The organism is Acinetobacter haemolyticus (assembly GCF_003323815.1).
GTDB classification, from domain to species: Bacteria; Pseudomonadota; Gammaproteobacteria; order Pseudomonadales; family Moraxellaceae; genus Acinetobacter; species Acinetobacter haemolyticus.
On the sequence record NZ_CP030880.1, the window covers coordinates 3,289,733 to 3,314,908 of the forward strand.

Annotated in this window: 27 protein-coding genes and 2 tRNA genes; 12 read left to right on the forward strand and 17 right to left on the reverse strand. The window is 40.1% G+C overall.

What is annotated here, in order from left to right:
• Positions 1–183: 183 nt before the first annotated feature.
• Genes DS737_RS15230 through znuB form a run of 3 tightly spaced genes read left to right on the forward strand, consistent with a single transcriptional unit; the run spans position 184 to position 2,255 of the window.
• The gene (locus tag DS737_RS15230; RefSeq protein WP_004637476.1) at positions 184–681 is read left to right on the forward strand and encodes a transcriptional repressor; all 498 of its coding nucleotides are present in this window, start codon (positions 184–186) and stop codon (positions 679–681) included.
• Positions 654–1,442 (forward strand): zinc ABC transporter ATP-binding protein ZnuC, encoded by a 789-nt coding sequence (gene znuC / locus DS737_RS15235; protein WP_005085692.1) that lies wholly within the window; start codon positions 654–656, stop codon positions 1,440–1,442. Before DS737_RS15230 ends, znuC begins: the two co-directional genes overlap by 28 nt.
• A gap of 3 nt (positions 1,443–1,445) precedes the next feature.
• Positions 1,446–2,255, forward strand: a complete 810-nt coding sequence (znuB, locus tag DS737_RS15240) for a zinc ABC transporter permease subunit ZnuB (RefSeq protein ID WP_004637474.1) — start codon at positions 1,446–1,448, stop codon at positions 2,253–2,255.
• 10 nt (positions 2,256–2,265) lie between these two features.
• Here znuB and DS737_RS15245 read toward each other — a convergent pair whose 3' ends face one another.
• Positions 2,266–2,892 carry a LysE family transporter gene (locus tag DS737_RS15245; RefSeq protein ID WP_113997865.1) on the reverse strand — a complete coding sequence of 209 codons (627 nt, stop codon included), beginning with the start codon at positions 2,890–2,892 and terminating at the stop codon, positions 2,266–2,268.
• Positions 2,893–3,052: 160 nt separating this feature from the next.
• Here DS737_RS15245 and DS737_RS15250 point away from each other — a divergent pair, with 160 nt between their 5' ends.
• The 3 genes from DS737_RS15250 to DS737_RS15260 all read left to right on the forward strand — a co-directional run bounded on the left by DS737_RS15250 (position 3,053) and on the right by DS737_RS15260 (position 6,858).
• Entirely contained in the window at positions 3,053–3,973 is a 921-nt protein-coding gene (locus tag DS737_RS15250) for a Dyp-type peroxidase (RefSeq protein WP_075316384.1), read from the forward strand.
• Between the two features lie 171 nt (positions 3,974–4,144).
• Entirely contained in the window at positions 4,145–5,944 is a 1,800-nt protein-coding gene (gene argS / locus DS737_RS15255) for an arginine--tRNA ligase (protein ID WP_113997866.1), read from the forward strand.
• A gap of 302 nt (positions 5,945–6,246) precedes the next feature.
• Positions 6,247–6,858: an SPOR domain-containing protein gene (locus DS737_RS15260; RefSeq protein ID WP_113997867.1), complete on the forward strand. Its 612-nt coding sequence runs from the start codon at positions 6,247–6,249 to the stop codon at positions 6,856–6,858.
• 58 nt (positions 6,859–6,916) lie between these two features.
• On the opposite strand, the gene DS737_RS15265 is transcribed toward DS737_RS15260, so the two are convergent.
• The 7 genes from DS737_RS15265 to DS737_RS15295 all read right to left on the reverse strand — a co-directional run bounded on the left by DS737_RS15265 (position 6,917) and on the right by DS737_RS15295 (position 12,313).
• On the reverse strand, positions 6,917–7,570 hold the full coding sequence (locus tag DS737_RS15265) for a glutathione S-transferase family protein (protein WP_005085700.1): 654 nt from the start codon (positions 7,568–7,570) through the stop codon (positions 6,917–6,919).
• A gap of 96 nt (positions 7,571–7,666) precedes the next feature.
• A complete protein-coding gene (locus tag DS737_RS15270) occupies positions 7,667–8,065 on the reverse strand; it encodes an OsmC family protein (protein WP_075316387.1) in 399 nt (132 codons plus the stop codon).
• Complete coding sequence (locus DS737_RS15275) at positions 8,062–9,009, reverse strand: pirin family protein (protein ID WP_005085704.1); 948 nt, start codon at positions 9,007–9,009, stop codon at positions 8,062–8,064. Before DS737_RS15275 ends, DS737_RS15270 begins: the two co-directional genes overlap by 4 nt.
• A gap of 153 nt (positions 9,010–9,162) precedes the next feature.
• Positions 9,163–9,312, reverse strand: a complete 150-nt coding sequence (locus DS737_RS16400) for a DUF2798 domain-containing protein (RefSeq protein ID WP_017394446.1) — start codon at positions 9,310–9,312, stop codon at positions 9,163–9,165.
• 266 nt (positions 9,313–9,578) lie between these two features.
• The gene (locus DS737_RS15285; protein WP_005085705.1) at positions 9,579–10,070 is read right to left on the reverse strand and encodes a flavin reductase; all 492 of its coding nucleotides are present in this window, start codon (positions 10,068–10,070) and stop codon (positions 9,579–9,581) included.
• Between the two features lie 185 nt (positions 10,071–10,255).
• Positions 10,256–11,284 carry a methionine synthase gene (locus DS737_RS15290; RefSeq protein WP_004637464.1) on the reverse strand — a complete coding sequence of 343 codons (1,029 nt, stop codon included), beginning with the start codon at positions 11,282–11,284 and terminating at the stop codon, positions 10,256–10,258.
• 27 nt (positions 11,285–11,311) lie between these two features.
• A complete protein-coding gene (locus DS737_RS15295; RefSeq protein ID WP_113997868.1) occupies positions 11,312–12,313 on the reverse strand; it encodes a DUF1852 domain-containing protein in 1,002 nt (333 codons plus the stop codon).
• Positions 12,314–12,537: 224 nt separating this feature from the next.
• Between DS737_RS15295 and DS737_RS15300 the strand changes: the two genes are divergently transcribed.
• A complete protein-coding gene (locus tag DS737_RS15300) occupies positions 12,538–13,347 on the forward strand; it encodes an AraC family transcriptional regulator (RefSeq protein WP_228206831.1) in 810 nt (269 codons plus the stop codon).
• A gap of 96 nt (positions 13,348–13,443) precedes the next feature.
• The gene (leuA, locus tag DS737_RS15305; RefSeq protein ID WP_113997870.1) at positions 13,444–15,138 is read left to right on the forward strand and encodes a 2-isopropylmalate synthase; all 1,695 of its coding nucleotides are present in this window, start codon (positions 13,444–13,446) and stop codon (positions 15,136–15,138) included.
• A gap of 237 nt (positions 15,139–15,375) precedes the next feature.
• Here the strand turns inward: leuA and guaA are convergent, their stop codons facing one another.
• Positions 15,376–16,944 (reverse strand): glutamine-hydrolyzing GMP synthase, encoded by a 1,569-nt coding sequence (guaA, locus tag DS737_RS15310; RefSeq protein WP_004637461.1) that lies wholly within the window; start codon positions 16,942–16,944, stop codon positions 15,376–15,378.
• 447 nt (positions 16,945–17,391) lie between these two features.
• On the opposite strand from guaA, the gene DS737_RS15315 reads away from it, so the two are divergent.
• Positions 17,392–18,618, forward strand: coding sequence for a DUF445 family protein (locus tag DS737_RS15315; RefSeq protein ID WP_171055760.1), 1,227 nt, complete (start codon positions 17,392–17,394; stop codon positions 18,616–18,618).
• Between the two features lie 51 nt (positions 18,619–18,669).
• On the opposite strand, the gene DS737_RS15320 is transcribed toward DS737_RS15315, so the two are convergent.
• Positions 18,670–19,038: a NirD/YgiW/YdeI family stress tolerance protein gene (locus DS737_RS15320; RefSeq protein ID WP_113997871.1), complete on the reverse strand. Its 369-nt coding sequence runs from the start codon at positions 19,036–19,038 to the stop codon at positions 18,670–18,672.
• 132 nt (positions 19,039–19,170) lie between these two features.
• Complete coding sequence (locus DS737_RS15325; RefSeq protein ID WP_004637457.1) at positions 19,171–19,593, reverse strand: DoxX family protein; 423 nt, start codon at positions 19,591–19,593, stop codon at positions 19,171–19,173.
• A 225-nt stretch (positions 19,594–19,818) separates the two neighbouring features.
• Between DS737_RS15325 and DS737_RS15330 the strand changes: the two genes are divergently transcribed.
• On the forward strand, positions 19,819–20,460 hold the full coding sequence (locus tag DS737_RS15330) for a DedA family protein (RefSeq protein WP_004637456.1): 642 nt from the start codon (positions 19,819–19,821) through the stop codon (positions 20,458–20,460).
• A gap of 23 nt (positions 20,461–20,483) precedes the next feature.
• On the opposite strand, the gene DS737_RS15335 is transcribed toward DS737_RS15330, so the two are convergent.
• From DS737_RS15335 to DS737_RS15355, 5 genes are all read right to left on the reverse strand, one after another.
• The gene (locus tag DS737_RS15335) at positions 20,484–21,074 is read right to left on the reverse strand and encodes a LysE family translocator (protein ID WP_004637455.1); all 591 of its coding nucleotides are present in this window, start codon (positions 21,072–21,074) and stop codon (positions 20,484–20,486) included.
• Positions 21,075–21,286: 212 nt separating this feature from the next.
• On the reverse strand, positions 21,287–21,673 hold the full coding sequence (locus tag DS737_RS15340; RefSeq protein WP_004637453.1) for a hypothetical protein: 387 nt from the start codon (positions 21,671–21,673) through the stop codon (positions 21,287–21,289).
• A 9-nt stretch (positions 21,674–21,682) separates the two neighbouring features.
• On the reverse strand, positions 21,683–22,525 hold the full coding sequence (locus tag DS737_RS15345; RefSeq protein WP_113997872.1) for a ParA family protein: 843 nt from the start codon (positions 22,523–22,525) through the stop codon (positions 21,683–21,685).
• Positions 22,526–22,606: 81 nt separating this feature from the next.
• On the reverse strand, positions 22,607–22,999 hold the full coding sequence (locus tag DS737_RS15350) for a SirB2 family protein (RefSeq protein WP_004637451.1): 393 nt from the start codon (positions 22,997–22,999) through the stop codon (positions 22,607–22,609).
• 9 nt (positions 23,000–23,008) lie between these two features.
• A complete protein-coding gene (locus DS737_RS15355) occupies positions 23,009–23,317 on the reverse strand; it encodes a BolA family protein (RefSeq protein WP_017395392.1) in 309 nt (102 codons plus the stop codon).
• A gap of 190 nt (positions 23,318–23,507) precedes the next feature.
• Here DS737_RS15355 and DS737_RS15360 point away from each other — a divergent pair.
• Positions 23,508–23,583, forward strand: a tRNA-Gly gene (locus tag DS737_RS15360).
• 45 nt (positions 23,584–23,628) lie between these two features.
• Positions 23,629–23,704 (forward strand) — tRNA-Gly (locus tag DS737_RS15365).
• A gap of 58 nt (positions 23,705–23,762) precedes the next feature.
• Here the strand turns inward: DS737_RS15365 and DS737_RS15370 are convergent.
• Entirely contained in the window at positions 23,763–25,115 is a 1,353-nt protein-coding gene (locus tag DS737_RS15370) for an MFS transporter (protein WP_113997873.1), read from the reverse strand.
• Positions 25,116–25,176: the final 61 nt, after the last annotated feature.

The window sequence follows — 25,176 nt, forward strand, 5'->3', positions numbered from 1 at the left end:
AGCTTCTATCACAAGTATGACTTATATAGTGAGTTCTCAATGAATTGCATGGTATGATGTAGGGTCTATTGAACACACTACACATTTCTATTTTTTAGATGCTTGCTAAATCTAGTGGCTTGGATCACTTTTTAATGTGTGCGTGAAGATCAATAGACCCTTGGCTAATAATGAGGTCCATTTATGAGTTCTTGTTCACATGAACATGACAATGCTTTACACGGTGTTCATGGTCATCATGATATCAAAGCACGACTTGCTGAAGCAGAATATCTGTGTACCACAACTGGTGCACGGCTCACACCTTTACGCAAAGAAGTCCTTGAACTCATTTTAAATGCCTCTGCACCGATGGGTGCTTACGATTTGTTGGCAAAATTAAAAGGCCAAGCTGATCGCCCTGCTGCCCCACCAACGGTGTATCGCACACTCGACTTTTTGTTGGAAAAAGGCTTAATTCACCGTCTCACCTCAATTAATGCCTATATACCTTGTTGTCATCCACGTGAAGGGCATCAAGCTGCATTCCTAATTTGTACAGAATGCCATATGGTTAAAGAGGCGTCTGCTCAAGGACTGATCCAGCAACTTGATCAATTGGCTGCTTCCGATCAATTCACTGCTCAGCACAGCATTATTGAAATTTCTGGGAAATGTCATCAGTGCAGCACAGCACCCTAACAACTCCACTCATCCAGTTGGAGAATATCTCTGTTCAACGTGATGAACGAGAGATTTTGAGAAATGTTGATTTTGACTTAAATGCCAAAGAGATTGTCACGCTCATCGGTCCAAACGGCGCAGGAAAGTCAACCCTCATTAAAGTATTACTGGGCATCATGTCTCCCAATAAAGGCAAAGTTCATTTTTCGAAAAAGTTAAAAATGGCTTATGTCCCACAAAAATTCAATCCATCTGCAAGTTTACCACTTCGTGTTCAAGACCTATTGGATTTAGAGTTTTGCGAGAAACGTCTTCGTCAAGAAATTATCCACGATACTGGCATCTCAAAATTACAAGAATCTAGAGTCCAACAATTGTCTGGAGGCGAACGCCAGCGTGTTCTTCTAGCTCGTGCATTATTACGTCAACCTGACATTCTCATTCTAGATGAGCCAATGCAAGGTTTAGATATCCAATCCGAAGCAGAGTTGTATGAATATGTTCGCAGCCTACCTGAACGCTATGGCTGTGCAGTACTGATGGTTTCACATGACTTACAATGGGTGATGCAAGGAACACATCGTGTGGTTTGTTTAAATAAACATATTTGTTGTAGTGGCTTACCTGAAAGTATCCAACAGCATCCTGAGTATCAAGCTATATTTGGGACGCAACGGATGTTTTACCAGCACCATCATAACCACTGTGTGCATAGTGATCATGCTGAGCCATGTGCGCATGACCCTCGCCCCCATATTCATCCCGAACCAAAGGTCTAAGCCATGATGGAATGGTTACAACTGCTATTACCCGCTTGGATTATGGGAACATTACTGGTGTTCTTGACCGCACCACTCGGCTGTCTAATGCTATGGCGCAGAATGTCTTTCTTTGCAGATACGATGGCTCACGGTACGTTGCTCGGGGTCGCAATCGCAGGAATTTTGAGTCTTCCTTTTTGGTTAGGCGTTGGTTTTTTAGCGCTATTGTTAGTTGCCATCTTATGGGTTCTTCATGATTCTCGGCTACCTAATGATGCATTGCTGGCGTTGTGTTCAGCCACACTTCTCTGTGCTGGTTTACTACTGATTCAACAAGTCCCAAGCCTAAGACCAGAGTTATTAAGCTATTTATTTGGCGATCTACTCAGTATTGAATGGTCAGACTTACCTATTTTTGCGGTAGTCATCATGATCGCTTTGGTGGTGTTATATCGTTCATGGTCTGCACAAATCCAAATCGCAATTGATCCAGATATCGCGATGAGCGAAGGGATCAATGCCAATTGGCAACGCTTAATTTTTATGTTGCTTCTGGCTTTGTTTACGGTCTTAGCACTGCGTGCTGTAGGCTCATTACTCATGGGTGCGCTATTAGTCATCCCAGCATTGAGTGCACGTCTCCTTGCTCACTCGCCTAAACAAATGGTGCTTTGGGCATTCTTGCTCGCACAATTGGGTATTACAGTTGGCTTATGGTCAAGTGCAGCATTAAATATCGCGACCGGCTTAAGTATTGTCTTATTTATGGCGCTGATCTTCGCCGTGATTTTTATGCTTCAAAAATTTAATAGATCGTCACAGACAAGCTAATCCGCATTTTTTAATTGGATTGCTGGATTGCGCCAAGTAGCAATGCAGCACAGCTAAACATCATCGCGAAGCTTCGATTTAAATATTTCTGCTGTTTTGGCGATCGCAATAATCTCAATACTTTTGAAGCTAACCCTGTATAACCCGCCATCACAATCAAATCGATTGTCACCATGGTGATCGCCATAATCAGATATTGCAACCACTGTGATCGCCCTAAGTCCAAAAACTGCGGCAACACCGCCAATAAAAATACAATCGCTTTGGGATTACTCATATTGACCACAAATCCTTTAAACATCAAAGCAGAAGCAGATTTGTGGATGTATTCTTTTTCAATCTCAATGGCTTGAATGGGTGCTGTCCACTGTTGATACGCCAAGTAAAGTAAATAGGCAACGCCGAACCATTTCACCAACTGAAACGCCCAAGGTGTTGTCGCAAACAATACACCGACACCCGCAGCAACAATCATAATTTGAAGCAGCAATGCAATTTGCAACCCTATCACATTCCAATACCCGTGCTTAAACCCATGATTTAAGCCACTCGACATGGAGACAATTGCTCCCGCACCAGGTGAAATACTAATCACCCAGCAGGCCAACATAAACGCAAACCAGACTTGTAAAGACATAGCAACACGGCAACATAAAAAGTGGAATTATACCGTTTTTATTTTGCCATGATCTTATGTGATAAGACCATAAAACTGAGCAAATAAACTTTTAAGCTCAATCAACATCAGGCACAATGATTTATTTTCCGACCTTTAAAAAATAATGAAGGAGTTTTTAATGACTGCTCAATCTGTCATTCTTCCACTACCATCTGATCATGCCCGTTTTATTGTTTTGCGCTTAAAAGATTTAACTATTCTTGAATTAAAACAACAGATTGATGCTCTACTTTCAACTCGTGATCGCCTGATTAGCCAACATCCAAACGGTCAAATTAAAACAGCAATTGCCTTTGGCCCTGAACTTTGGGCAAAACTCTACGCAGAAACACCCACAGGTTTTAAACAACTTAATCCTGAACAAGGGGCATTTAATATGCCTGTCGTGCCTGCGGATGTATTTATTCATATTGCCAGCGCCCGCGCGGATCTATGCTTTGCAATGAGCCAAGCCTTCTTTGCGGGTATACAAGATAAAGTTGAAGTGCTTGATGAACGCGCATGTTTCCGCCAATTTGATGGCCGTGATTTGACTGGCTTTATTGATGGCACGGAAAACCCACAATTCCCTGAAGACCGTGCAGAAGCAACCCTCATCCCAGATTCAGCAGGTGTATTTGCGGATGGTAGTTTTATTTTTGCACAACGCTATGTCCACGATTTAGCCAAATGGCACCAACTCAAAGTTGATGCACAAGAACATGTGATTGGGCGGACGAAACTCGAATCAATCGAACTTGATGACGATGTAAAGCCTGAAAATGCACATGTTGCTCGTACGGTTGTCGAAGATGATGCTGGCGAAGAAATGGAAATTTTACGTCATAGCCTACCTTATGGTGATGGCAAGGGTGAACAAGGCCTTTTCTTCGTCGCATATACCAACAACTTAAACATCATTGATGAAATGTTAAAACGCATGTTTGGTACCACTGGAGATGGTATCCATGATCGTCTATTACACTTCACCACTGCGGTAGATGGTGCTTATTATTTTGCACCTAGTGATGAACTGTTAGCTGAAATTCTAGAAGTCTGAATGACCAGATGCTATGTCAATGCAGTGACATAGCATCTTTTTTCTCATGTGATGAAATCCGAACAAAAAAAGATTTATAGGAATATCTTAAATCCTCACAAATCCCTCTCCCCTTAAAGCTGCAAAATTTGCTATATTTAGCGTTTTTCCGCGACATTTATTTCGGTAACTATGAATACGGCAATACAAGCAGCTCTCGATCATGCGGTACACACCCTGCAACAACAAGGCGTACTTCCTTCAGATTGGACCAACACGAGCCATTTAACCCGTACTAAAGACCGAAGTCACGGAGACTTTGCTTCGAATATTGCGATGATCGGCTCTAAAGCAGCAGGCATGAAGCCTCGTGATCTTGCTGAAAAGATATTGGCAGCACTCCCTGAGGTTGCAGACATCAGCAAAGCAGAAATTGCAGGTCCTGGTTTTATTAACTTTTTCTTAAACGCAGATCAACGTTTTGCTGTACTTGATCAGATTGAAGCGCAAAAAGATCAATATGGTCGTAGCCAAGTCAATGCAGCCAAGAAAATTCAGGTTGAATTCGTCTCTGCTAATCCAACGTCAAGCTTACATGTCGGTCATGGACGTGGAGCTGCCTATGGCATGACTGTTGCGAACTTATTGGAAGCAACTGGGGCAAAAGTTGATCGCGAATACTATGTCAACGACGCTGGTCGTCAAATGGATATTTTGGCGACTTCAACCTATCTCCGTTATTTAGAATTGACGGGACAAACACTGGTTTTCCCTAAAAATGCCTATCAAGGCGACTATGTCAAAGAAATTGCACAAGAAATTATTAATAAAGATGGCAATGCCTATGTTCGTGCAGTAGCAGACATCTATAAAGATGTACCAGAAGACGTGCAATACGCTGAAGCATTAGATGCTGAAGGCAATAAGGTTGTGCTATCTGGTGACAAAGAAAAACATATCGATGGACTAATTGCCAACTCACAACAACAATTAGGCGAAGGCTATCGCGTTTTCCATCAAGCAGCGTTACATGCCATTTTAGACGACATTAAAGATGACCTTGCTGATTTTGGTGTGACTTTTGATAAGTGGTTCAGTGAAGCATCTTTAACAGAAAAAATTGATGAAGCATTAGCAACTCTTGATCAGCGTGGCTACCTCTATGAAAAAGAAGGTAATATCTGGTTTAAATCGACTGAATTTGGCGATGAAAAAGATCGTGTTGTAAAACGTCGTAATGGTCAAACCACTTATTTTGCCTCGGACATTGCTTACCATTTGAATAAATTACAACGTGGCTATACCGACCTGATTGATATCTGGGGTTCTGACCACCACGGTTATATTTCACGTGTGAAAGCAGCGATTGATGCGATGGGTTATGACTCGAAGAAACTGACCGTACTTTTAGTTCAGTTCGTGAGTTTATGGCGCGGTGGTGAAATGGTACAAATGTCATCTCGTTCAGGCCAATTCGTAACTTTACGCGACTTGCGTAAGGAAGTTGGTAACGATGCTGCTCGTTTCTACTATGTCATGCGTAAATCTGAGCAACATATCGACTTTGATTTAGATCTTGCTGTTTCACAAAGCAAAGACAATGCAGTGTATTACATTCAATATGCGCATGCGCGTGTAAACAGTATTGTGAACCGTGCTAAAGAGAAAGGCATTGCATTTGACGTTGCATCTGCACGCCAAGTTGCCAACTTATTAACATTAGATGCTGAAACAGAAATTTTAGCTAAATTAGCAGCTTACCCTGAAATTGTAATTCGTGCTGCGAATGTCTGTGAACCACATCAAATTGGCAACTACTTAAAAGATCTTGCTGCGTTATTTCATGGGTGGTATGCACAAGATGGCGTTAAATTTGTTGATGAAGCAAATATTCCACTATCTCAAGCGCGTTTATTACTTTCAATCAACGTGCAGCAAGTATTGCGTAATGGTTTAGAATTATTGGGTGTGTCCGCTCCTGAGGCAATGTAAGCAACACTCTTACTCAGCGTTGCTGCTCATGTCGCAAGACGGAGGGCTACGCCCGAAGTGTCACTCATAAATGAAATGGCACTTTGTAAAGCAAAATAATGACAAAACCTTGATTGATATCGGACAAACAAAGCATTATTTTTAAAGATAATGCTTTGTTTCTTTCAAGATTCAAGTTACAAATAATATAAGCTCAATCAGGGAATCGCTGTTCTTAGCGCGTCATATTGTTTGAGTGGTTCTAGCCAATAACGCAATGCATGGCTGAATAAACAGCCCCTTAGGATTAAGAGGAATCTCCGGTGTTTGGAAAAACGCAACGTGGTGTATCTGAACGACCAAATAAACCCAAAAAACCACTGATTCCAAAGTGGTTGGGCATGCTTGTTGCAATTCTTGCAATCTTATGTGCAATCGTGATGCTGATGTTGTGGAAACCATGGCAGCCCGTTCCAGCTAAAAGTCAGATCACGTCTGAACATTATCAAGAAGAAAATACCAATAAAGACTACCGTTTTTACGACTTACTTCCACAACAGCAAGTCACTCCTATTCCTGAACAAGCTGTACCAGAAACCAAACAGCAAGGTAATGTCGTGATTATCGAGTCACCTCGAGTTGAAGCGACCACAACAGAGGAATCTGAGGGTGGTATCACTGCCAGTGAAGAAACTCAACCTACTGCACCGACCTATATTCTACAAGTTCGTAGCTATCCAGATCCTGACAGTGCAGATGCTCGTCGTGCAGAGATCATTCTGAATGGTTTATCTGCGGATGTGGTGAGAAGTGTTGAGAATGGTCAAACGTGGTATCGGGTCATTTCAGGTCCTTATGATAGTCAAGAAGCTGCTCTTGCCGCACAACAAACCTTGCAACACAGTGGGATTGATTCCATCGTCATTAAACGTTAATTCGATATACTCAACAAAAAAAGGAACGATGACTCGTTCCTTTTTTAATGGGTGTCTCTTAAACGCATTCAGAATCTAAACTTTTCTGCTCAGCGCGCTGAAAAGCAGCACGTTCCTGAACTCGTTGAACAAAAGCCTGTATATTTGGATATTTACCATGTAAACGCTTTTGTAATGCCATCAATGGAAATGCCATTTGAATATCTGCAAAAGAAAACGCTCCTGCAAAATAATCATGTTCTGCCAAATAATCTTCTAAATAAATAATATGCTCTTTGACACGAGGGCGAACGAAGCCTGCTTTGACACCATCCGTAATTTTGTTGGCAATTGGCCGAATTACCCAAGGAACGTGTTTACTCACACTATTCAATACTAAAGTCATCACCAACAAAGGCATCAAAGAACCTTCAGCATAATGCATCCAATACAGATATTGATGCTGATCTTCCATGTGTTGCGGTTTAAACTGTTGCTGCTCATCATAACGTTGTTGTAAATAATCCAAGATCACGGCAGATTCTACAATGACCTGTGCATCATCAACCAAAATCGGAGCCTTGCCTAGCGGATGAATTTGCTTAAGACTTTCAGGAGCGGTGTAGTTGGGCGACCTTTGGTAGTATTCAACTTGATAATCGATACCAAGCTCCTCTAATGCCCACAGTATTCGAAATGAACGTGAGCATTGCAGATAATGTAAGGTAATCATTTTTATGCCTGCCATGTGCTACGCAACTGTTGTTTAAATCCCTCTCACAGTTGCGTTTAGAATTATATTTTGCCCAAGCACAATAGCATTATCATGTTAAAGAATCACCGTCTGTATGTCTAAACTGCGTAACAAAGTTTTAGTTACTGGTGTTTTACTACAGACATTGAGAAGTTTTTCTTTTAAATCTTGTGAAACAGGTTGAGTAAATATTACTCGACGCTCAATATGTTCCTGCTGTTCACGATTAGTATGAAAATCAACTTCAACTGAAAAATCCCCGAGTTCTATCTCTTTATGTTTAGCATACATACGCAAAGTAATCATCGTGCACGATGCTAAGCTAGCCGTGAGAAAATCATACGGCGCTGGCCCAGTATCATGCCCACCAGCAGCTTCAGGTTTATCGGTCAAAAATTGATGTGTACCACTGCTTACTTCACCTTGCCACGGCGCAGTCAATGCCTGTACTTTTGCACTTGCAATCACACTCATTTCGAAGCCCTCATTTGATCTGGTAATGTAGGCGCCTCTAAGCGTTTACCTTGATAATCAGGAATCTCTCCAAAACGAGAATGATGATTAATCCAATCTTCACGTGCTTGTTTTAGATCTTCCATGGTACGTCCGACGAAATTCCACCAGAGCAAGATAGGCGACTCAAATGGCTCTCCACCAATTAACAGCACACGGTGACCTTGGGTTAACTCAACTTCTATTTCAGTTAATCCAGTTTCTAGAACCACCATATTGTCCGTGTTAAGCTCATGTCCATTGACTCGGGCTGTACCTTCTAATGCCATAAAGGCATATTCAAATTTTGGATTGAGCGGAATTCGGGTTTTAGTATCGGTTTGTGCAGTTAAATCCACGCCAACCAAAGGTGTATGCACCTCAACAGGTGAAAGCGTATTTAGAAACTCACCGACCAACACTGTAAATTCAACTTGATCTTTAACCACAACAGGTAATTCTGGATAATGCTGAAAATTAGGCTCCATATTGCGCTTATCATCAGGCAAAGCAATCCATAGTTGCGCTGCATGCATCTTGGTTTCGATCTCTGGTGCAACCTCAGTATGAGAAATACCACGGCCAGCTGTCATTAAGTTGACCTGCTTAGGACGTATAAGTTGCTTAGAACCTAGACTATCAGTATGCATCATGGTGCCTTCAATCATCCATGTAAAAGTCTGCAAACCAATATGCGGATGTGGCCCGACATCTAAGCCATCGCCTGCGGGAAAGCTCACTGGGCCTGCGTGATCGAGAAAACACCAAGCTCCGACCAAGCGTTTTTGACGACTAGGCAACGCACGCTTAATCATGGTGCCCTTGCCTATTTCTGCAGATCGAATCGTAAATTCTTGAATAAATTGATTGATATAAGTTTCGCAGTCTTTTGAATCAGAAATATCATAGTCGTTATTATTGCTCATGATTTCGCTCTCTTTTACCTATGCTATTGCAATGAGTTGTTTTATTGATCTTAGCAATACAAACACGATTCAATATAGTCTTTTGGTAATACGCTGAGTACCATTCATGAGACAATCAAAATCTGTTTTCACGATCATTGGTGCAACAAATTTTTAAGGCTGTGGTGGGAGGTCCACAAACAAAGCCGTCAAACGCCGAACCAATGGCAGACACACCAATACCGTTGGGTATGCGATTGCCCAAGATAACATCCATGTCGCAAACCATTTTGAAACAAATTCGGGTATAAAACCTAAATTCATCGACAGATTTATAAACGATATGATTCCGCTCATTAAAGCTGATAATAAGAATGGTACAATCCAAACCGCATATTTGGCAGGTAGTTTTTTAAATTTCAATTTTCGCTTCTCAATACCATGTTAGTGAAGATCAAATCAACGCTTCACATTTAGCATGAAGTTTTTCATAAACAAACTGGTTTGGCATGCTGTTTTTAGTTTTTTTAGCATAGAAGTTTTTTTATCTGAAGCAATAATAATATCAAAACAAGTGTTTAACCCCTATCTTACACCACTTCCACCTGCCCAACCTGATGATAAGCACGATTAAAATACACCAAACTTTGGTCATGCTGACTACGTTGAATCGCTACAATAGGACAAATAAAAATAGTATGCGTCCCGATTTCTTGGATTTGATCAATTTCGCAATCAAAACTTACCAAAGCATCATCCAAAACAGGAGCACCTGTTTCTAACTCGGTCCAGATACCATGTTTAAAGCGTTCTTCGGGCGCTAATTTAGACGAAAATACTTTAGAAATATGTTCATGATGTGCGCCTAAGACATTGACAGTTAAAATTTTATTTTCAACAAAGTGTACATGTGAACTCGATGATTTATTCATACAAACCAATAATGTCGGCGGCGTGTCCGTCACACTACATACTGCAGATGCAGTAAATCCATAACGACCTGATAAACCAGTAGTCGTCACAACACTCACGGCACTGGTCAACAAAGACATCGCATTTCTAAAGTCTATTGATTCAATCATCATTCAGTTCCAGCAATTGAGCCATACGCTTATGTGCTTGGCTATATCATTCGACTTGATCAGATCAGCATTTAGTTTACAGACATGCTGAGTAAAATGAGATCTGCTTTTCATCAAAATCATGATTGCCGATTTACTCAAATAAAATCGGCAATCCTATACACATTACTATTTCAGTATCTATTTTAAGCAGAAAGCTCTCTACGAATAATGTCAGCACCAGCACTTAAAGCATTGAGTTTGCCTCTTGCGACGTCACGTGCTAAAGGTGCCATACCGCAGTTGGTCGATGGATAGAGTTTGTCAGCATCCACAAACTGAAGTGCTTTGCGTAAGGTATCGGCAACTTCTTCAGGTGTTTCAATTTGATTAGTTGCTACATCGATCGCGCCCACCATTACTTTTTTACCTCGAATCAGTTCAATCAGATCCATTGGTACACGAGAGTTATGGCATTCTAAGGAAACAATATCAATCTTGGATTTTTGCAGCTTAGGGAATGCTTCTTCATATTGACGCCATTCTGAACCCAAGGTCTTTTTCCAATCAGTATTGGCTTTGATCCCATAACCATAGCAAATATGCACGGCAGTTTCACATTTAAGACCTTCAAGTGCACGTTCTAGAGTCGCAACACCCCAATCATTCACTTCATCAAAGAAAACATTAAATGCGGGTTCATCGAACTGAATAATATCTACACCTGCGGCTTCTAACTCTCTCGCTTCTTGATTAAGAATTTTGGCAAATTCCCAAGCGAGTTTTTCACGGCTTTTGTAGTGACCATCATATAGTGTATCAATCATGGTCATTGGGCCTGGTAACGCCCATTTGATCGGTTGCTTAGTCTGTTGACGTAAGAACTTAGCATCTTCAACAAAAACAGGTTTTTGACGGCTTACAGCACCTACAACTGACGGCACACTCGCATCATAACGATCACGGATTCGAACGGTTTCACGTTTTTCAAAATCTACACCGTCAAGATGTTCAATAAATGTAGTTACGAAATGCTGACGGGTTTGTTCACCATCGCTAACGATGTCAATGCCTGCAAGTTGTTGCTCATGCAAGGACAAACGTAAGGCATCTTGTTTGCCGTGAATCAACTCTTCATCTTGCAACTTCCAAGGTGACCAAAGCTTTTCTGGTTCTGCAAGCCAAGATGGTTTTGGTAAGCTGCCAGCTGTTGAAGTCGGTAATAATATTTTCATCGTCAATCATCTTCTCAATATGAATAGTTAAACAGCAGCACAGTTTTGATCAGCGTAGTTCTTTGTCCACTGCTCAAGAACATTCTGATAGGGTTTGATGAACTGCTCTTCAACGAATTTGCCTTGTTCAATCGCCAATCGGCTACGCTCTTCTCGGTCATATACGATGCGAGTCAGTGAATAATCTTGATTCTTCAAACTCGGTTGATAAAACGTTCCTGCCACAGAGTTAGCGTTATAAATCTCAGGACGATAAATCTTTTGGAAGCTTTCCATGGTACTAATTGTGCTGATCAACTCAAGGTTGGTGTAATCACTTAGCAAATCACCTGAGAAATAGAAAGCCAAAGGCGCAACGCTATTTGGCGGCATAAAGTAACGAACTTTTAAGCCCATTTTTTGGAAATACTCATCCGTTAAAGAGTATTCATCTTGCAGGTATTCGACACCCAAAACCGGATGTTGATTCTCGCTACGGCGATAAACTTTACTGCTCGAAACACTGAGGCAAATCACAGGCTGTTTTTTAAAGTTTGCTTTGTAAGTATCAGAGTTAATAAAGCTCTTAAATAAGTTGCCGTGTAGATCACCAAAGTTTTCTGGTGTTTTAAATTCAGACTGATTTTTATTATGATCAAGCAATAACACACTAAAATCATAATCACGTACGTAAGAAGAAAAATTATTTCCGACAATGCCTTCAATGCGCTGATTGGTTTTTTTATCAACAATATTGGTTTTTAATATTTCAATCAAAGGCAATGCATTTGTATTGCTTTCAGCATCAATTTTCATTTCAACGGAAATAATTTCAAGTTCGACAGAATAGCGATCGCTATTTGGGTTATCCCAATGTGCCAAAGTATTGAAACGATTGTCGATCATTTTTAAAGTATTGCGTAAATTTTCTTGACGACTTTCGCCTCTAGCCAAATTCGCAAAGTTGGTGGTAATGCGAGTATTGTCCGAAGGGCGATAGTCTTCATCGAAACGAATACTCTTTATCGTAAATTTAAATTCTTTACTCATTGATCTGACACCCTAATTTCCGTGATAAATCTCATTTCTTTATGATGTGATTTATACCTGATTCACAACATGAATAAAAATGATTTAGTTTCATAGAAAAGTGAGTAAAATTCATCTTTGTAAATTTATTATTTATTAACAATTGGTTGTATTAGTATTTTCTATTCGCCACTTAATAAATATCCATTAAACATCTAGTTTTTGATATTTTTAAGTATTAAAAGATGTCAAATATAAAAAATTTTTTAATGCTTAAAGGGATGTACACAGTGCATTATTCCCATGGTCAGTTAAATTATTCTATTTATGCTTACGCACAGTCATATGCCGATGGGCATCTGGAGGTAACTCACCAACATGATCGTATCCAATTATTGCATACACTTTCTGGGGTCATTCATGTTCAAACGGCTGAAGGTATCTGGGTAATTCCACCATCTAAAGGAATTTGGATTCCTGAAAACAAAGAGCATTCAATTACTATATTTGGTGAAGTTGAAGCGAGAGGAATATTCGTAGATCCCTTTGCTCGTGCAGACTTCAACACTCAATGCTGCGTTGTGGCTATCCCAAGACTACTTTCAGAATTGATTAATCAAGCTGTAGAGATTAAGGATGACATCTTACCTCATACAAGAAATGAACGGCTTTTAGAACTCATTTTAGATGAATTAAGATTTCTAGAAGAAATCCCCTTTCAGTTACCAGAAGCACAATCTGAGGTACTCAAAGAAATTTGTCAGAATATTAAAGCAGATCTGTCTATTGTAAATAATTTAAAAAATATTGCATTACAATACCATTTAAGTCCCAAAACACTTTCAAGACTATTTCAAAAAGAGTTAAACATGAGTTTTAGTGTATGGCTTCGGCAGGCAAAATTATTACAAGCATTGACTGATTTAGAAATGAAAAAACCTATATTAAATATTGCCTTAGATCTAGGTTATGAAAGTCCTAGTGCCTTTTCCTATATGTTCAAAAGAGAAATGGGAATGACACCAACAGAATATTTAAAGAAAAAATCCAAATGAATATTGTCCCTTCCTCGATAGTATTTGTCTTTTAGTCGAAGGAACACCACAAATCAATGACTCATGATGATAGCAGTGAAATATAGAGAAAGCATCATGTTAAGTCATCCTCAAAATAAATATCGTGCCTTTAAATTTTTAGATTTTCCTGAAAGAACTTGGCCCAGTAGAAAAATTACTCATCCACCAATTTGGTGCTCTACAGATTTAAGAGATGGCAACCAAGCATTGGCCAACCCAATGGATCATGATAGAAAGCTAAAATTCTTTAAATTACTAATTGAAAGCGGCTTTAAGCAAATAGAAGTAGCATTTCCCGCTGCTTCAGAAACTGATTTTAATTTTGTTCGATATCTTATTGAACAAAATATGATTCCAAATGATGTTTCTATTCAAGTTATGACCCAAGCTAGATCAGATTTAATTGAAAGAACTTTTGAGTCTTTAATTGGGGTGAAGCAAGCGATTATTCATATTTACAATGCAACCGCAGAAGTATTTCGGAGAATAGTTTTCCAAAAATCTAAACAGGAAATCATTGAGCTAGCCGTTAGTTCAACAAAACAAATTAAGTCTTTATGTCTAAAGTATCCAGAAACAAAATGGACCTATCAATACTCTCCAGAAACCTTTTGCTTTACAGAAATTGAGTTTGCTTTGGAGATTTGTGAAGCTGTTGCTGAAGCTTGGGATCCTACCCCCCAAAACCCTATGATTATTAACTTACCCACAACAGTGGAAGTAAGTATGCCAAATGTTTTTGCAGATCAAGTTGAATATTTCTGTAAACACTTTTCTAAGCGAGAGCTCGTTTGTATCAGTATTCATCCACACAATGATCGAGGCACAGGTGTGGCGACGGCTGAATTGGCTTTACTCGCAGGGGCAGATCGAGTGGAAGGCTGTTTATTTGGTAATGGTGAACGTACAGGTAATGTTGATCTCGTTAATATAGCTTTAAATATGTATACACAAGGAATTTCTCCTGAACTTGATTTTTCTGATATCAAAAACGTTGCAGAAGTTGTCAAGGAATGTAATGAGTTGCCGATACATCCCCGCCATCCTTATGTTGGTGAATTAGTGTTTACAGCTTTTTCAGGGAGTCATCAAGATGCTATTAAAAAAGGTTTTAAAGCTAGAGAAACTCAAGATCATCCTTTCTGGGAGATTCCTTATTTGCCTATAGATCCAGCTGATTTAGGGTCTAGTTATGAAGCTGTTATCCGTGTCAATAGCCAGTCTGGAAAAAGTGGGGCGGCTTGGATACTACAGCAAAATCACGGTATAAATTTACCGAAAAACTTGCAAAAAGATTTTAGTCAGATTGTACAAAAGGTAACTGATAAAAATAATAGAGAACTAACTCATGCTGAAATATGGGCTTTATTTCGCGAGGAATATGGCGTCAGCTCGAATCAAAGGGAATTTAAACTCATAAATTATCAATCATATAAACTAGAGGATGTGTATAAGATCGAAATGTCTATTGACGTACAGGGAGAACTTTTACAGATTTCAGGGTATGGGAATGGATTACTATCTGCGTCAGTCAAAGCTTTAAATCTGGAATGGCCCTATCAAATTACAATTGCCGAATATTATGAACATACTCTAGGTAAACATACCAATAGCCGATCAATTAGCTATATTCATTGTATAGACTCTACGGGAAAAGCATATTGGGGAGTTTCAATTGATACAGATATTGCAACGGCATCAATGCAAGCACTACTGAATGCTTTCTTAAAGTTCCATAATTTGAATTATCAGAAAATTAAAACTCATTGAATACTTCAAAATTTATTTATAGATACAGAAAAGCCGACTTGGAAAAGTCGGCTTTTCTTAATTTTTAGAAATCTTTACTGCCGAAAGCGTCTTGCACTTCGTTTTAAAGTTTCACTTTAAAACTCGTTCATAGCGTAATTCACGCAAGAAGCTTCGCTTCTTGAAATCCCATACCCTCGCAGGCTTAGCCTGTAACGTAAATTTGGCTAAAAGCTATCGCTTTTAGAAAACCCAAATTTACTCCCATTCAATCGTCGCTGGTGGCTTAGATGACACATCATAAACAACACGTGAAACATCTTTGATTTCATTCATGATACGGGTTGAGATTTTATCAACTAAGTCATACGGTAAATGAGCGAAACGCGCTGTCATAAAGTCAACAGTCTCCACCGCACGAAGTGCAATCACCCATGCATAACGACGACCATCACCAACTACACCCACTGATTTCACAGGTTGGAATACAGCAAATGCTTGTGCAGTCTTGTCATACCAACCACTCGCACGAAGTTCTTGCATGAAGATGTCATCTGCAAGACGAAGAATATCTGCATATTCTTTTTTCACTTCACCCAAGATACGCACGCCCAAACCTGGACCTGGGAATGGATGACGATAAATCATGCTATGCGGCAAGCCTAATGTTGTACCCAATTTACGCACTTCATCTTTGAACAAGTCACGTAATGGTTCAACAAGATCAAAAGCTAAATCTTCTGGTAAGCCACCCACGTTGTGGTGTGATTTGATGACGTGTGCTTTACCTTGTTTGCTTGCAGCAGATTCGATTACATCTGGGTAAATCGTACCTTGAGCCAAGAATTTCACACCATCTAACTTACGTGCTTCTTCAGCAAATACTTCGATAAACTCACGACCAATAATTTTACGTTTTTTCTCAGGATCAACTTCACCCGCCAATGCCGTCAAGAAACGCTCTTCGGCATCTGCACGAATCACACGGATCCCCATGTTATCTGCGAACATCTGCATCACTTGATCACCTTCGTTTAGACGAAGCAAACCATTGTCTACAAATACACAAGTCAACTGGTCGCCAATCGCTTTATGCAACAGTGCAGCAACAACAGATGAGTCCACACCACCCGATAAACCTAATAAAACTTTTTCATTACCGATTTGCTCACGTAACTGTTCTACACGTAAATCGATAATGTGTTCAGGTGTCCAAAGACCACGACAACCACAGATTTGATGAACGAAGTTCGAAAGTAATTCTGCACCTTTCGCTGTATGCGTCACTTCTGGGTGGAATTGCACGCCGTAGAAACGACGTTTTTCATCGCTCACCGCAGCAAATGGGCAGCTTGGTGTACTTGCTGTTACTTGGAAACCTTCTGGAATCGCGCTGACTTTATCGCCATGACTCATCCATACATGAAGTTGGTTCTCACGATCTTGTAATTTTCCGATTAATTGGTCACGCACCAAAATATCGACTTCTGCATAACCAAACTCATGTACTGTACCCGGCTCTACTTTTCCGCCAAGTTGTTCAGACATGGTTTGTAAACCATAGCAAATACCTAAAACAGGCACGCCTAATTCAAATACGATCTGCGGTGCACGTGGACTGCCTTCTTCATGCACACTCTCAGGGCCACCTGATAAAATAATCCCGTTTGGATTAAATGCACGAATGTCTTCTTCAGACATGTCATATGCGTACATTTCAGAATAGACACCTGCTTCACGTACTCGACGTGCAATGAGCTGGCTATATTGAGAGCCGAAATCCAAGATAAGGATACGATCTTCAGTAATTTGAGTATTGGTCGTCATGGCTAATCAGAATGGCAAATGAAATAAGCGCCATATTCTAACATTTTTCATGCTTTGGCGCATCGCAATTCATCATCTATCTGATTTTTTAGTTTCTATATGCAATCGCTACTGATATTTAAGTTAAAAATTTGCAAGGCAACCGATAAAAAGAGAGCCGAATCAACATTTCTAGTGAATTCTGCTCAACACAAAACAAAAATTGGTGCTAAGATGATGTGGCGAAAATTTGCATTACCACGGAAAGGTACTCAATTACCGCCATCGTTTCCTCCGATTTAATGGGTTTCGATGTCCTTGAGAAAAAGGAAAACTAAAGGGGACTGAAAGCCTAACTTTATTATTGGTGAATGACCAATACCCCAACCATATCACTATCATCCATGGCTTGCTTCTTCATGAGCAACAATTAGGACTTGAAGGACCAATAAAATAATGTTTCAAGAAATGATTGCGGATTTTCAACAGAATTTCTGGTTATATATTTCCATCCCATTTATCAGTGGTTTAATTGGCTATGTGACGAAAGTCGTTGCTGTTCAAATGATGTTTTCACCACTTGAATTTAAAGGCCTTAAACTATTTGGTTTACCCATTGGGTGGCAAGGGATTGTTCCACGCAAAGCTGAAAAAATGGCGACCACAGCCGTTGAGCTAATGACCTCAAAGCTGATCAAACCAGAAGAGATTTTTGCTCGGCTCGATCCAAAACGCATCGCACAAGAAATCGAAAAACCGCTCATGGCAGCGGCAGAAGATATTACCCGTGAAGTTGCTCAACAGTATCAACCAGGTTTATGGGAAGGAATGCCAGAGTTTGCACGTCAAAAGCTCATTAAACGTGTACAAGCCAAAGCGCCTGAGATTGTTGAACATATTATGGGCGAAGTACAAAAAGATGTAGCCAAGTACTTCGATATTAAACACATGGTCGTCAACAACCTACTCAAAGATAAACGCTTACTCAACGAAATCTTTAAGAAAGTCGGCAAACAAGAGTTTAAATTCTTTAGCAATGTCGGCTTTATTTTTGGCTTCGGGATTGGTGTGATCCAAATGTTCTGCTGGGTTGTGACACAAGGACAATACCCTTGGATGTTGCCATTGTTTGGTGGATTCGTCGGTTTCTTTAGTGACTGGATCGCCTTACAAATGATGTTTAGACCTCTCCATCCAAAGAAGGTGATGGGCTTTACATGGCAAGGTTTATTCATTAAACGCCAAAATGAAGTTGCCGCCGATTATGCTGCCTTGATTTCTAAACAGTTACTTACCTCTCGTAACATGATGGAAGAGCTTTTCTCAGGTACGCATTCTGACAAAGTGATTGAATTGGTCAGCCGCCATGTAAAACAAGAAATTGACTTACAAGCGGGTGTAGTTCGCCCACTGGTGGTGTATGCAATTGGTGGTGAAAAATATCAAAACCTAAAAGCGGACGTTGCTGAACGTATTTTGCAACAACTACCAGAGACGATGCGTTATGTGGAATCCTATGCTGAAGATGCCATGAATGTTCGCAATACCTTGGTTGACCGCATGCAGAAGCTGAGCCCAGAAGAGTTTGAAGGCATGCTCCGCCCTGCCTTTAAAGAAGATGAGTGGGCACTGATTATCGTCGGTGCAGTACTTGGCTTTATGGTCGGTGAGATGCAAATTTTGTTTATGCTTTAAACTAAGCGCCCCATGAAAACAAAAAGGAAGCGAGTGCTTCCTTTTTTAAGCTTAGTGATGATGTTTTTCGATCTTGATCACTTCTATATCAGTAGGTTTATAACGATGGGTATCAACTTCACCAACTAAACGAACATGATCACCGACCTTCAATCCAGCTTTACGCCAGATATCATCATCGACCTCAACGCTAATCGTTCCAGTACGATCTTTAAATTCGTAATGGTCACTGTGTAAATGTTTGGTAATTTGCCCTGTTAACGTAACGCCAGTTTCATCAGATAATTGAGCAACCTGACTCACGGTCACAATATTTTGAGCAGCTTCCTGTATAAGTACATGATCCTCCTTACCTGCCCAAGTTTGGCTCGATAATGACAGTATCAATCCAAGCGTGCATCCCGCAATGATTGTTCTCATTTTTACTTACCTTGTTTTTAAATCTGATCATAGCTAAACAAAAAAATAGCTGCATGTCGGCTTACATTTGTAATAATCGGTAAATTTAAATATTAAAGCCCCATTAGTCACATTAACTAAGGGGGCAACAAATTAGTTTTCGATTTTATGATCTAAGCTCAAACGCCCGGCACCGTATAGCATCAGATAAAATAAACCACCAGCCATCGCTAAGTTTTTCATAAAATTGATTTGCTGTGCCTGATCATCTGCACCATGAAAGAGAAAAGCAGTCAAAATACTAAATACACCTAAACCAAAGGCAGCAAAACGTGCTTGGAAACCAAATAACAACGCCAAACCACCACCAAATTCAACAAGAATGGTCAACGGTAATAAGGCAGCAGGTACGCCCATCGCTTCCATATAACCTGCTGTCGCGCTATAAGCAGTAAGCTTGCCCCAACCAGCAACAATAAAAATATATGCCATGAGAATTCGCGCAATTAAAGTGACGATATTTTCAACGCCTGTTTGTGTTACGATATTTTTGACAACAACATTCGGATTAAACATAATTGATTCCACACTGTTTGTTTTTTTAACATAACAACAGTGTATGTATGTTTTATTTTGCAATAAACATGATATTAGTTAATGCATCGTTCTATATTTGAAACAAAAATAAAATTATTGCACCTGTTCACGTCAACCCCTGTTACCAATTAATTTGCTTTTTATACTGACATTCCATCCCTGCACTGCTAGGATTTAGCTCAAATTTATAGCGTTAACATTTTCATGGAACTCATTGATTTTATTCTACACGTTGACCAACACCTACTCGAATTTATTAATAATTACGGCGTATGGATCTATGCCATTTTATTTTTAATTATCTTTGTCGAAACAGGCTTTGTGGTGATGCCATTTTTGCCTGGAGATAGCTTACTTTTCGCTGCGGGTGCATTAGCAGCTTCAACGGGTGTGATGGATCCTTGGGTACTGGGTGTCTTATTATTTATTGCAGCTGTTTTGGGTGACACCGTTAATTATCATATTGGTCACTATATTGGTCCTAAAGTATTTGAAACCAATTCCAGATTTATTAACAAGCAGCACCTCATGAAAACCCAACAATTTTTTGAACGTCATGGTGGCAAAACCATTATTTTCGCTCGCTTTGTGCCTTTCGCACGTACCTTCGCGCCATTTGTCGCAGGTGCAGGCAGTATGAATTATAGATATTTTCTGACATACAATGTGATTGGTGCGTTCTGTTGGATCTCCTCTTTTATCACGCTCGGATATTTATTTGGAAACATGCCGATCGTCAAAGATAATTTCACCTATTTAATTTTCGGTATCATTATTGTTAGTGTTTTGCCGGGTGTGATTGGCTTTGCTCGCCAAAAAATGAATCAACGTAAAGCATCCTCATGATGCCAAGCACTCGTTTGAATGGCTTAAAATACTCGAAACACCATAGGTAACATACAAATAATCAATAGCATTGCCGATCCTTTATATAAGTGATCGGCTTTAATTCCTGCAAAACTTCCAGTCAACAAAGCACGTCCAAACACCATCCAAAATATTGAAACAGGAATTAAAATCAAACTAAAGATGGTAAATACAATTGCCGCATTTTGAACAGAATTCCAAGCTTCTGCTGGAAAAATCCCTGCTGCTAGCAACACCGTTTTCGGATTTTTTAAAGTCGATACAAACAGTTGAGTAGGACGAATGTGTTGGTGGCGTTGATCATGTTTCTGTAGATGAGAGCTTTTCCAAAGATGAAATGCCATCCACAATACATATATTAAGCTGCCAATATGCAGCATCACATCAAAAGCAGGCCAAATCGGTTCAAATAGATGAATAAATAGCGCCCATAAACTGATGCCGTAAATATACCCCAACCATTCCACTGGGATAAAAACAAGCGTTTTGGGAACACCTTGTTGGTGGGTTGCACTGGCAAGCATAGCATTGGTTGGACCAGGGATAAGTAATACCGCCAGCATCGCCAAAACAAAAAACCAACTCTCAATCATAGATATACCGAACAGCCATACATGGGCGCCACGATAAACGAATTTAGGGCAGACAGACAAGCACTAAGAAATAAGCAATCAAGGCTGAAGGAGATAATAATGGATCATATAAATTACAAATATTTGATTTTTATTATTTTTATTTGAAACATTTTGCTAATATTTAGTTTTATCGCCATAGTTAACTACAGCGATAAATCGATAGAAAATAATTAATTTGTGCGCTGCTTCACAATAATTGGACATCCCTTAAATTGTGCAGCTTGTACGATTGCATCTTGTTGACCCAGTACTTTCGCCAATTCAGTGTTCTTGGTATTCATGGACTGACCCATATTGACAGAAACAGAAGGACCAAAGCCCCAACCGCCTTTGCCCCAACCACCGCCAAGTCCAACGCCTACCCCAACACCTGTACGTTTTGGTGTTTGCACACCATTATCAATATAGTGTTGGATACGATTGTACTCCGCTTGTAGCTGTTGGCAGTTCAAAGCTTGATATTGGGTAGGCGAAACATAAGCGGGTTTAACCGTCGATGCACAAGCACCCAATAATAAACTGACAGCCAAAACTGGCATCCAATAGAAGCGTTTCATAATGTTCTCTTATTGCTTAGATTCAATCTCATTGAACAAAGTGACATAAGCAAGGGTCAATTTATGTTCAGCTGCGAGATGAACCAAAGGTAAATTCTTCTGATGTGATTCTTTCATCAATACAGATGGTGGCAACATACTTTCAAGTACAGGCAAACCATCATCCTTTAACTGTTGAACCACTTCGCGTGGTAATTTTGCTTGAGATTGATATTGATTGACCACAATCCCTTCAATCTCTAAGCGATCATTATGATCATCTTGCGTTTCGATCACATTTTCAATCAAAGTTTGTAACGCACGTTTAGAAAATACATCACAATCAAATGGAATCAGCACGCGATCGGCAGCAATCAATGCCGATAAAGTAAAGAAATTGAATGCCGGTGGAGTATCGATAAAAATACGATCATAACGCGCGCTCAGTGATTGAATCGAATCACGCAACTTATAGATTTTGTGTTTACTCTCTAGTGCATGTTCTAGTGCACCCAAGCTTGGGCTTGCAGGAATCACATCTAAATTTGCAAAGGATGTACGATGTACATAACTGTCTAAACCTTTGCCACGAGGTACTTTCAGGATTGAACCTAAGGCATTGCCAATCAAACTTTTTTGCTGGGTTACACCCAAGATATCTTCAAAGAAGTTTTCAATATTTGGCTCTAGTGCCGCTTTATCCGCAGAATATGTTGCATCTTCACCCAAAAGGTATTGGCTGGAGTTTGCTTGTGGATCAAGATCAATCACCAAGGTTCTTAGCCCTTGTTTAGCGCTGATTGCAGCTAGATTGATTGTAATACTTGATTTCCCCACACCACCTTTTTGGTTAAATACCACACGCGTTAACATGATTTCCCTCTACAATATTTTTTGTAAACTGCACGCAGTTTAACCTAGAGCCAAAACAATTACTAAGACAATGTCCAACAATTACGCAAAAACAGGTTTGATCATGACTAAACCTAAAGTACCTATCAAAGCAACTGCACCGATGATAATACCTGCACGGCGTTGTACCAGTAAAATACTGTCGTCTTTACGAAAAGCTTTGATCAAGGATGAACATAACACGATGAATAAAATGACTTTGGCATAAAACCAAGGTTGCACATCAAAGTTTTTCATCACCAACAAGATCACTCCTGTAATCAAAATCACGGTCAAGGATAAATGCTGCATCGCCACTAAGCTTTTCCGCGCGGTAGGATTCGGTTGTTCATTTTTAACACCGACAAATAATGTTGCTGCACGTGCAACAAAAGCAATGATTAACAGACTCACTGCCGACATATGAATAATTTTGGTAAGTAAATGTGCGTCCATGATCAATCCTTATTGTTTAGGTGCATGTGCACAGTCTGGACTTGCAGGTGCTTGGCCTTGCCATTCACTTGGTACATAAGCATGAATGGCCAATGCATGTATTTTTCCTGGACTCATTAATTCGGCTGCGACTGCATAAATTTTCTGATGACGTTGAACTAAACGTAATCCTTGAAATGCTTCACTCACCACAATCACTTTAAAGTGGGACTCCTTCCCTGGAAAATACCCTCCATGCCCAGCCGATTCATTGATTACCTCAAGATGACTTGGGGCAAGGCTTTGTAAGCGTTCAATCAATTGTTGTTCTAAGTTCATCAGTCACTCTATTAAGGTCAGATCTAGATTGCCCATTAGTATACATTACCCATAGATTGGTTAAACTTTTGTGCAAAATTTTGCTTTTTTCTATTTTTGACCACGAAAATGCTTTTATTTTATGCAATTAAGCCAATTCTCTGCATAAAGTTGTTGACCCTTATTTTGCTTAATGTATTATAGCTGGCACGCGGGAATAGCTCAGTTGGTAGAGCATAACCTTGCCAAGGTTGGGGTCGCGAGTTCGAGTCTCGTTTCCCGCTCCAGATTGGTTTTTTTAAGTGTAAGTTTTTGTAAAAACTGCTCAATATGCGGGAATAGCTCAGTTGGTAGAGCATAACCTTGCCAAGGTTGGGGTCGCGAGTTCGAGTCTCGTTTCCCGCTCCAAATTTAAAAAGCCCTAATCGAAAGATTGGGGCTTTTTTCTTATCTATAGATTTCGCAACTAGGATTGATCAGTAATCTTCGTTTTTAAATCTAATTCATTTGATTGCTGATAAGTTTGAGCTATTCGGTCACGTGGCATAAAGGTTGTTGCGACTATCGCAATCATTGCCATCGAACCAATATAAATCATAATCAAATATGGATTGCCACCACCGACACTCAATAACTTGGTTGCAATCAACGGTGCAATACCACCACCCAATACACCTGCCAACTGCACTGAGATAGATATCCCACTATAACGAATTTCAGCTGGGAACTGACGCGCGAATAATTGTGCTTGCGGCGCATACATAATCGGGAACACCACACCAATCGCCAATACAATCGCAGTCCACACCAGTACAGGATCTTTGGTATTGAGCATACTAAAGAATGGATAACTAAATACTGCCAGCACACATAAGCCAAACATAAACATATTGCGCTGACCGACCTTATCAGACAAATGTCCACATAAAGGTGTCATAAACAAAATCACGGCTGCACCACAAATGGTAGCAAACAAAATATCTTGTCGCGGAATACCCAATTGGGTCGTGGTATAAGCCAAGGTAAATGTTGATGCAATATAAAACCATGCGTTTTCAGCAGCACGCGCCACAATAATCGTAAACAGCTGTTTCGGATGTTGTTTAAAGACCTTTAAAGCAGGAACTTTAATGTTTTCAGCGTGTTGCTTAATCTTCTCAAAGTCAGGAGATTCAGGCACTTTGACACGGATATACCATCCTACACCCAGTAAAACGATACTTGCGAGGAATGGAATACGCCAGCCCCAACTAAACAATGCTTGTTCGGGCAGTAAGGACACCAAGCCAAGCGCTATTGAGGCCAACATTAAACCACCACCGGTACTGGCTTGAGGCAAGCTGCCCCAAAACCCTTTTTTGCCGTCAGGTGCATGTTCAACCGCCATCAGCACTGCGCCGCCCCACTCACCACCCATTGCCATACCCTGAATAAAGCGCAAGATCACTAAACAAATCGCAGCCCAATAGCCGATTGTTTCATAAGTGGGTAACAATCCAATCAATACGGTGGGAATCCCCATCAACATTAGAGTCAGTAACAACATGGACTTACGCCCGATCTTGTCACCAAAGTGACCAAATACTAGGCCACCTAAAGGTCGTCCGATGAAACCCACTGCATAAGTACCAAATGCAGCAAGTACACCTGTCAGTGGATCAAGATTAGGAAAAAATAATTTGTTGAAAATCAGTGCTGCTGCCGCACCATAAATAAAAAAGTCATACCACTCGATGGTGGTACCAACCATGCTTGAAATCCCTGCTAGTCGATGTGACGACTTTTTAGGGGACGAACCGTTTCCATCTGTTGCTTGCATCACAATTATCCTTATTTAGATCTTTTTGTTTTAACTTTGACGCTTATGGACAACCCTGACC

Coding starts and splice junctions, on each gene's coding strand:
- DS737_RS15315 (WP_171055760.1), top strand. CDS start 17,392: ATGATTGCGGATTTTCAACAGAATTTCTGGTTATATATTTCCATCCCA.
- znuC (WP_005085692.1), top strand. CDS start 654: ATGTCATCAGTGCAGCACAGCACCCTAACAACTCCACTCATCCAGTTG.
- DS737_RS15230 (WP_004637476.1), top strand. CDS start 184: ATGAGTTCTTGTTCACATGAACATGACAATGCTTTACACGGTGTTCAT.
- DS737_RS15320 (WP_113997871.1), bottom strand. CDS start 19,038: ATGAGAACAATCATTGCGGGATGCACGCTTGGATTGATACTGTCATTA.
- DS737_RS15245 (WP_113997865.1), bottom strand. CDS start 2,892: ATGTCTTTACAAGTCTGGTTTGCGTTTATGTTGGCCTGCTGGGTGATT.
- DS737_RS16400 (WP_017394446.1), bottom strand. CDS start 9,312: ATGAATTTAGGTTTTATACCCGAATTTGTTTCAAAATGGTTTGCGACA.
- DS737_RS15335 (WP_004637455.1), bottom strand. CDS start 21,074: ATGATTGAGAGTTGGTTTTTTGTTTTGGCGATGCTGGCGGTATTACTT.
- DS737_RS15295 (WP_113997868.1), bottom strand. CDS start 12,313: ATGAGTAAAGAATTTAAATTTACGATAAAGAGTATTCGTTTCGATGAA.
- DS737_RS15330 (WP_004637456.1), top strand. CDS start 19,819: ATGGAACTCATTGATTTTATTCTACACGTTGACCAACACCTACTCGAA.
- DS737_RS15265 (WP_005085700.1), bottom strand. CDS start 7,570: ATGATTACCTTACATTATCTGCAATGCTCACGTTCATTTCGAATACTG.
- leuA (WP_113997870.1), top strand. CDS start 13,444: ATGTTAAGTCATCCTCAAAATAAATATCGTGCCTTTAAATTTTTAGAT.
- DS737_RS15350 (WP_004637451.1), bottom strand. CDS start 22,999: ATGGACGCACATTTACTTACCAAAATTATTCATATGTCGGCAGTGAGT.
- DS737_RS15345 (WP_113997872.1), bottom strand. CDS start 22,525: ATGTTAACGCGTGTGGTATTTAACCAAAAAGGTGGTGTGGGGAAATCA.
- znuB (WP_004637474.1), top strand. CDS start 1,446: ATGATGGAATGGTTACAACTGCTATTACCCGCTTGGATTATGGGAACA.
- DS737_RS15270 (WP_075316387.1), bottom strand. CDS start 8,065: ATGAGTGTGATTGCAAGTGCAAAAGTACAGGCATTGACTGCGCCGTGG.
- DS737_RS15275 (WP_005085704.1), bottom strand. CDS start 9,009: ATGAGCAATAATAACGACTATGATATTTCTGATTCAAAAGACTGCGAA.
- DS737_RS15285 (WP_005085705.1), bottom strand. CDS start 10,070: ATGATTGAATCAATAGACTTTAGAAATGCGATGTCTTTGTTGACCAGT.
- DS737_RS15355 (WP_017395392.1), bottom strand. CDS start 23,317: ATGAACTTAGAACAACAATTGATTGAACGCTTACAAAGCCTTGCCCCA.
- DS737_RS15340 (WP_004637453.1), bottom strand. CDS start 21,673: ATGAAACGCTTCTATTGGATGCCAGTTTTGGCTGTCAGTTTATTATTG.
- DS737_RS15300 (WP_228206831.1), top strand. CDS start 12,538: ATGTCAAATATAAAAAATTTTTTAATGCTTAAAGGGATGTACACAGTG.
- DS737_RS15370 (WP_113997873.1), bottom strand. CDS start 25,115: ATGCAAGCAACAGATGGAAACGGTTCGTCCCCTAAAAAGTCGTCACAT.
- DS737_RS15290 (WP_004637464.1), bottom strand. CDS start 11,284: ATGAAAATATTATTACCGACTTCAACAGCTGGCAGCTTACCAAAACCA.
- DS737_RS15325 (WP_004637457.1), bottom strand. CDS start 19,593: ATGTTTAATCCGAATGTTGTTGTCAAAAATATCGTAACACAAACAGGC.
- argS (WP_113997866.1), top strand. CDS start 4,145: ATGAATACGGCAATACAAGCAGCTCTCGATCATGCGGTACACACCCTG.
- DS737_RS15250 (WP_075316384.1), top strand. CDS start 3,053: ATGACTGCTCAATCTGTCATTCTTCCACTACCATCTGATCATGCCCGT.
- guaA (WP_004637461.1), bottom strand. CDS start 16,944: ATGACGACCAATACTCAAATTACTGAAGATCGTATCCTTATCTTGGAT.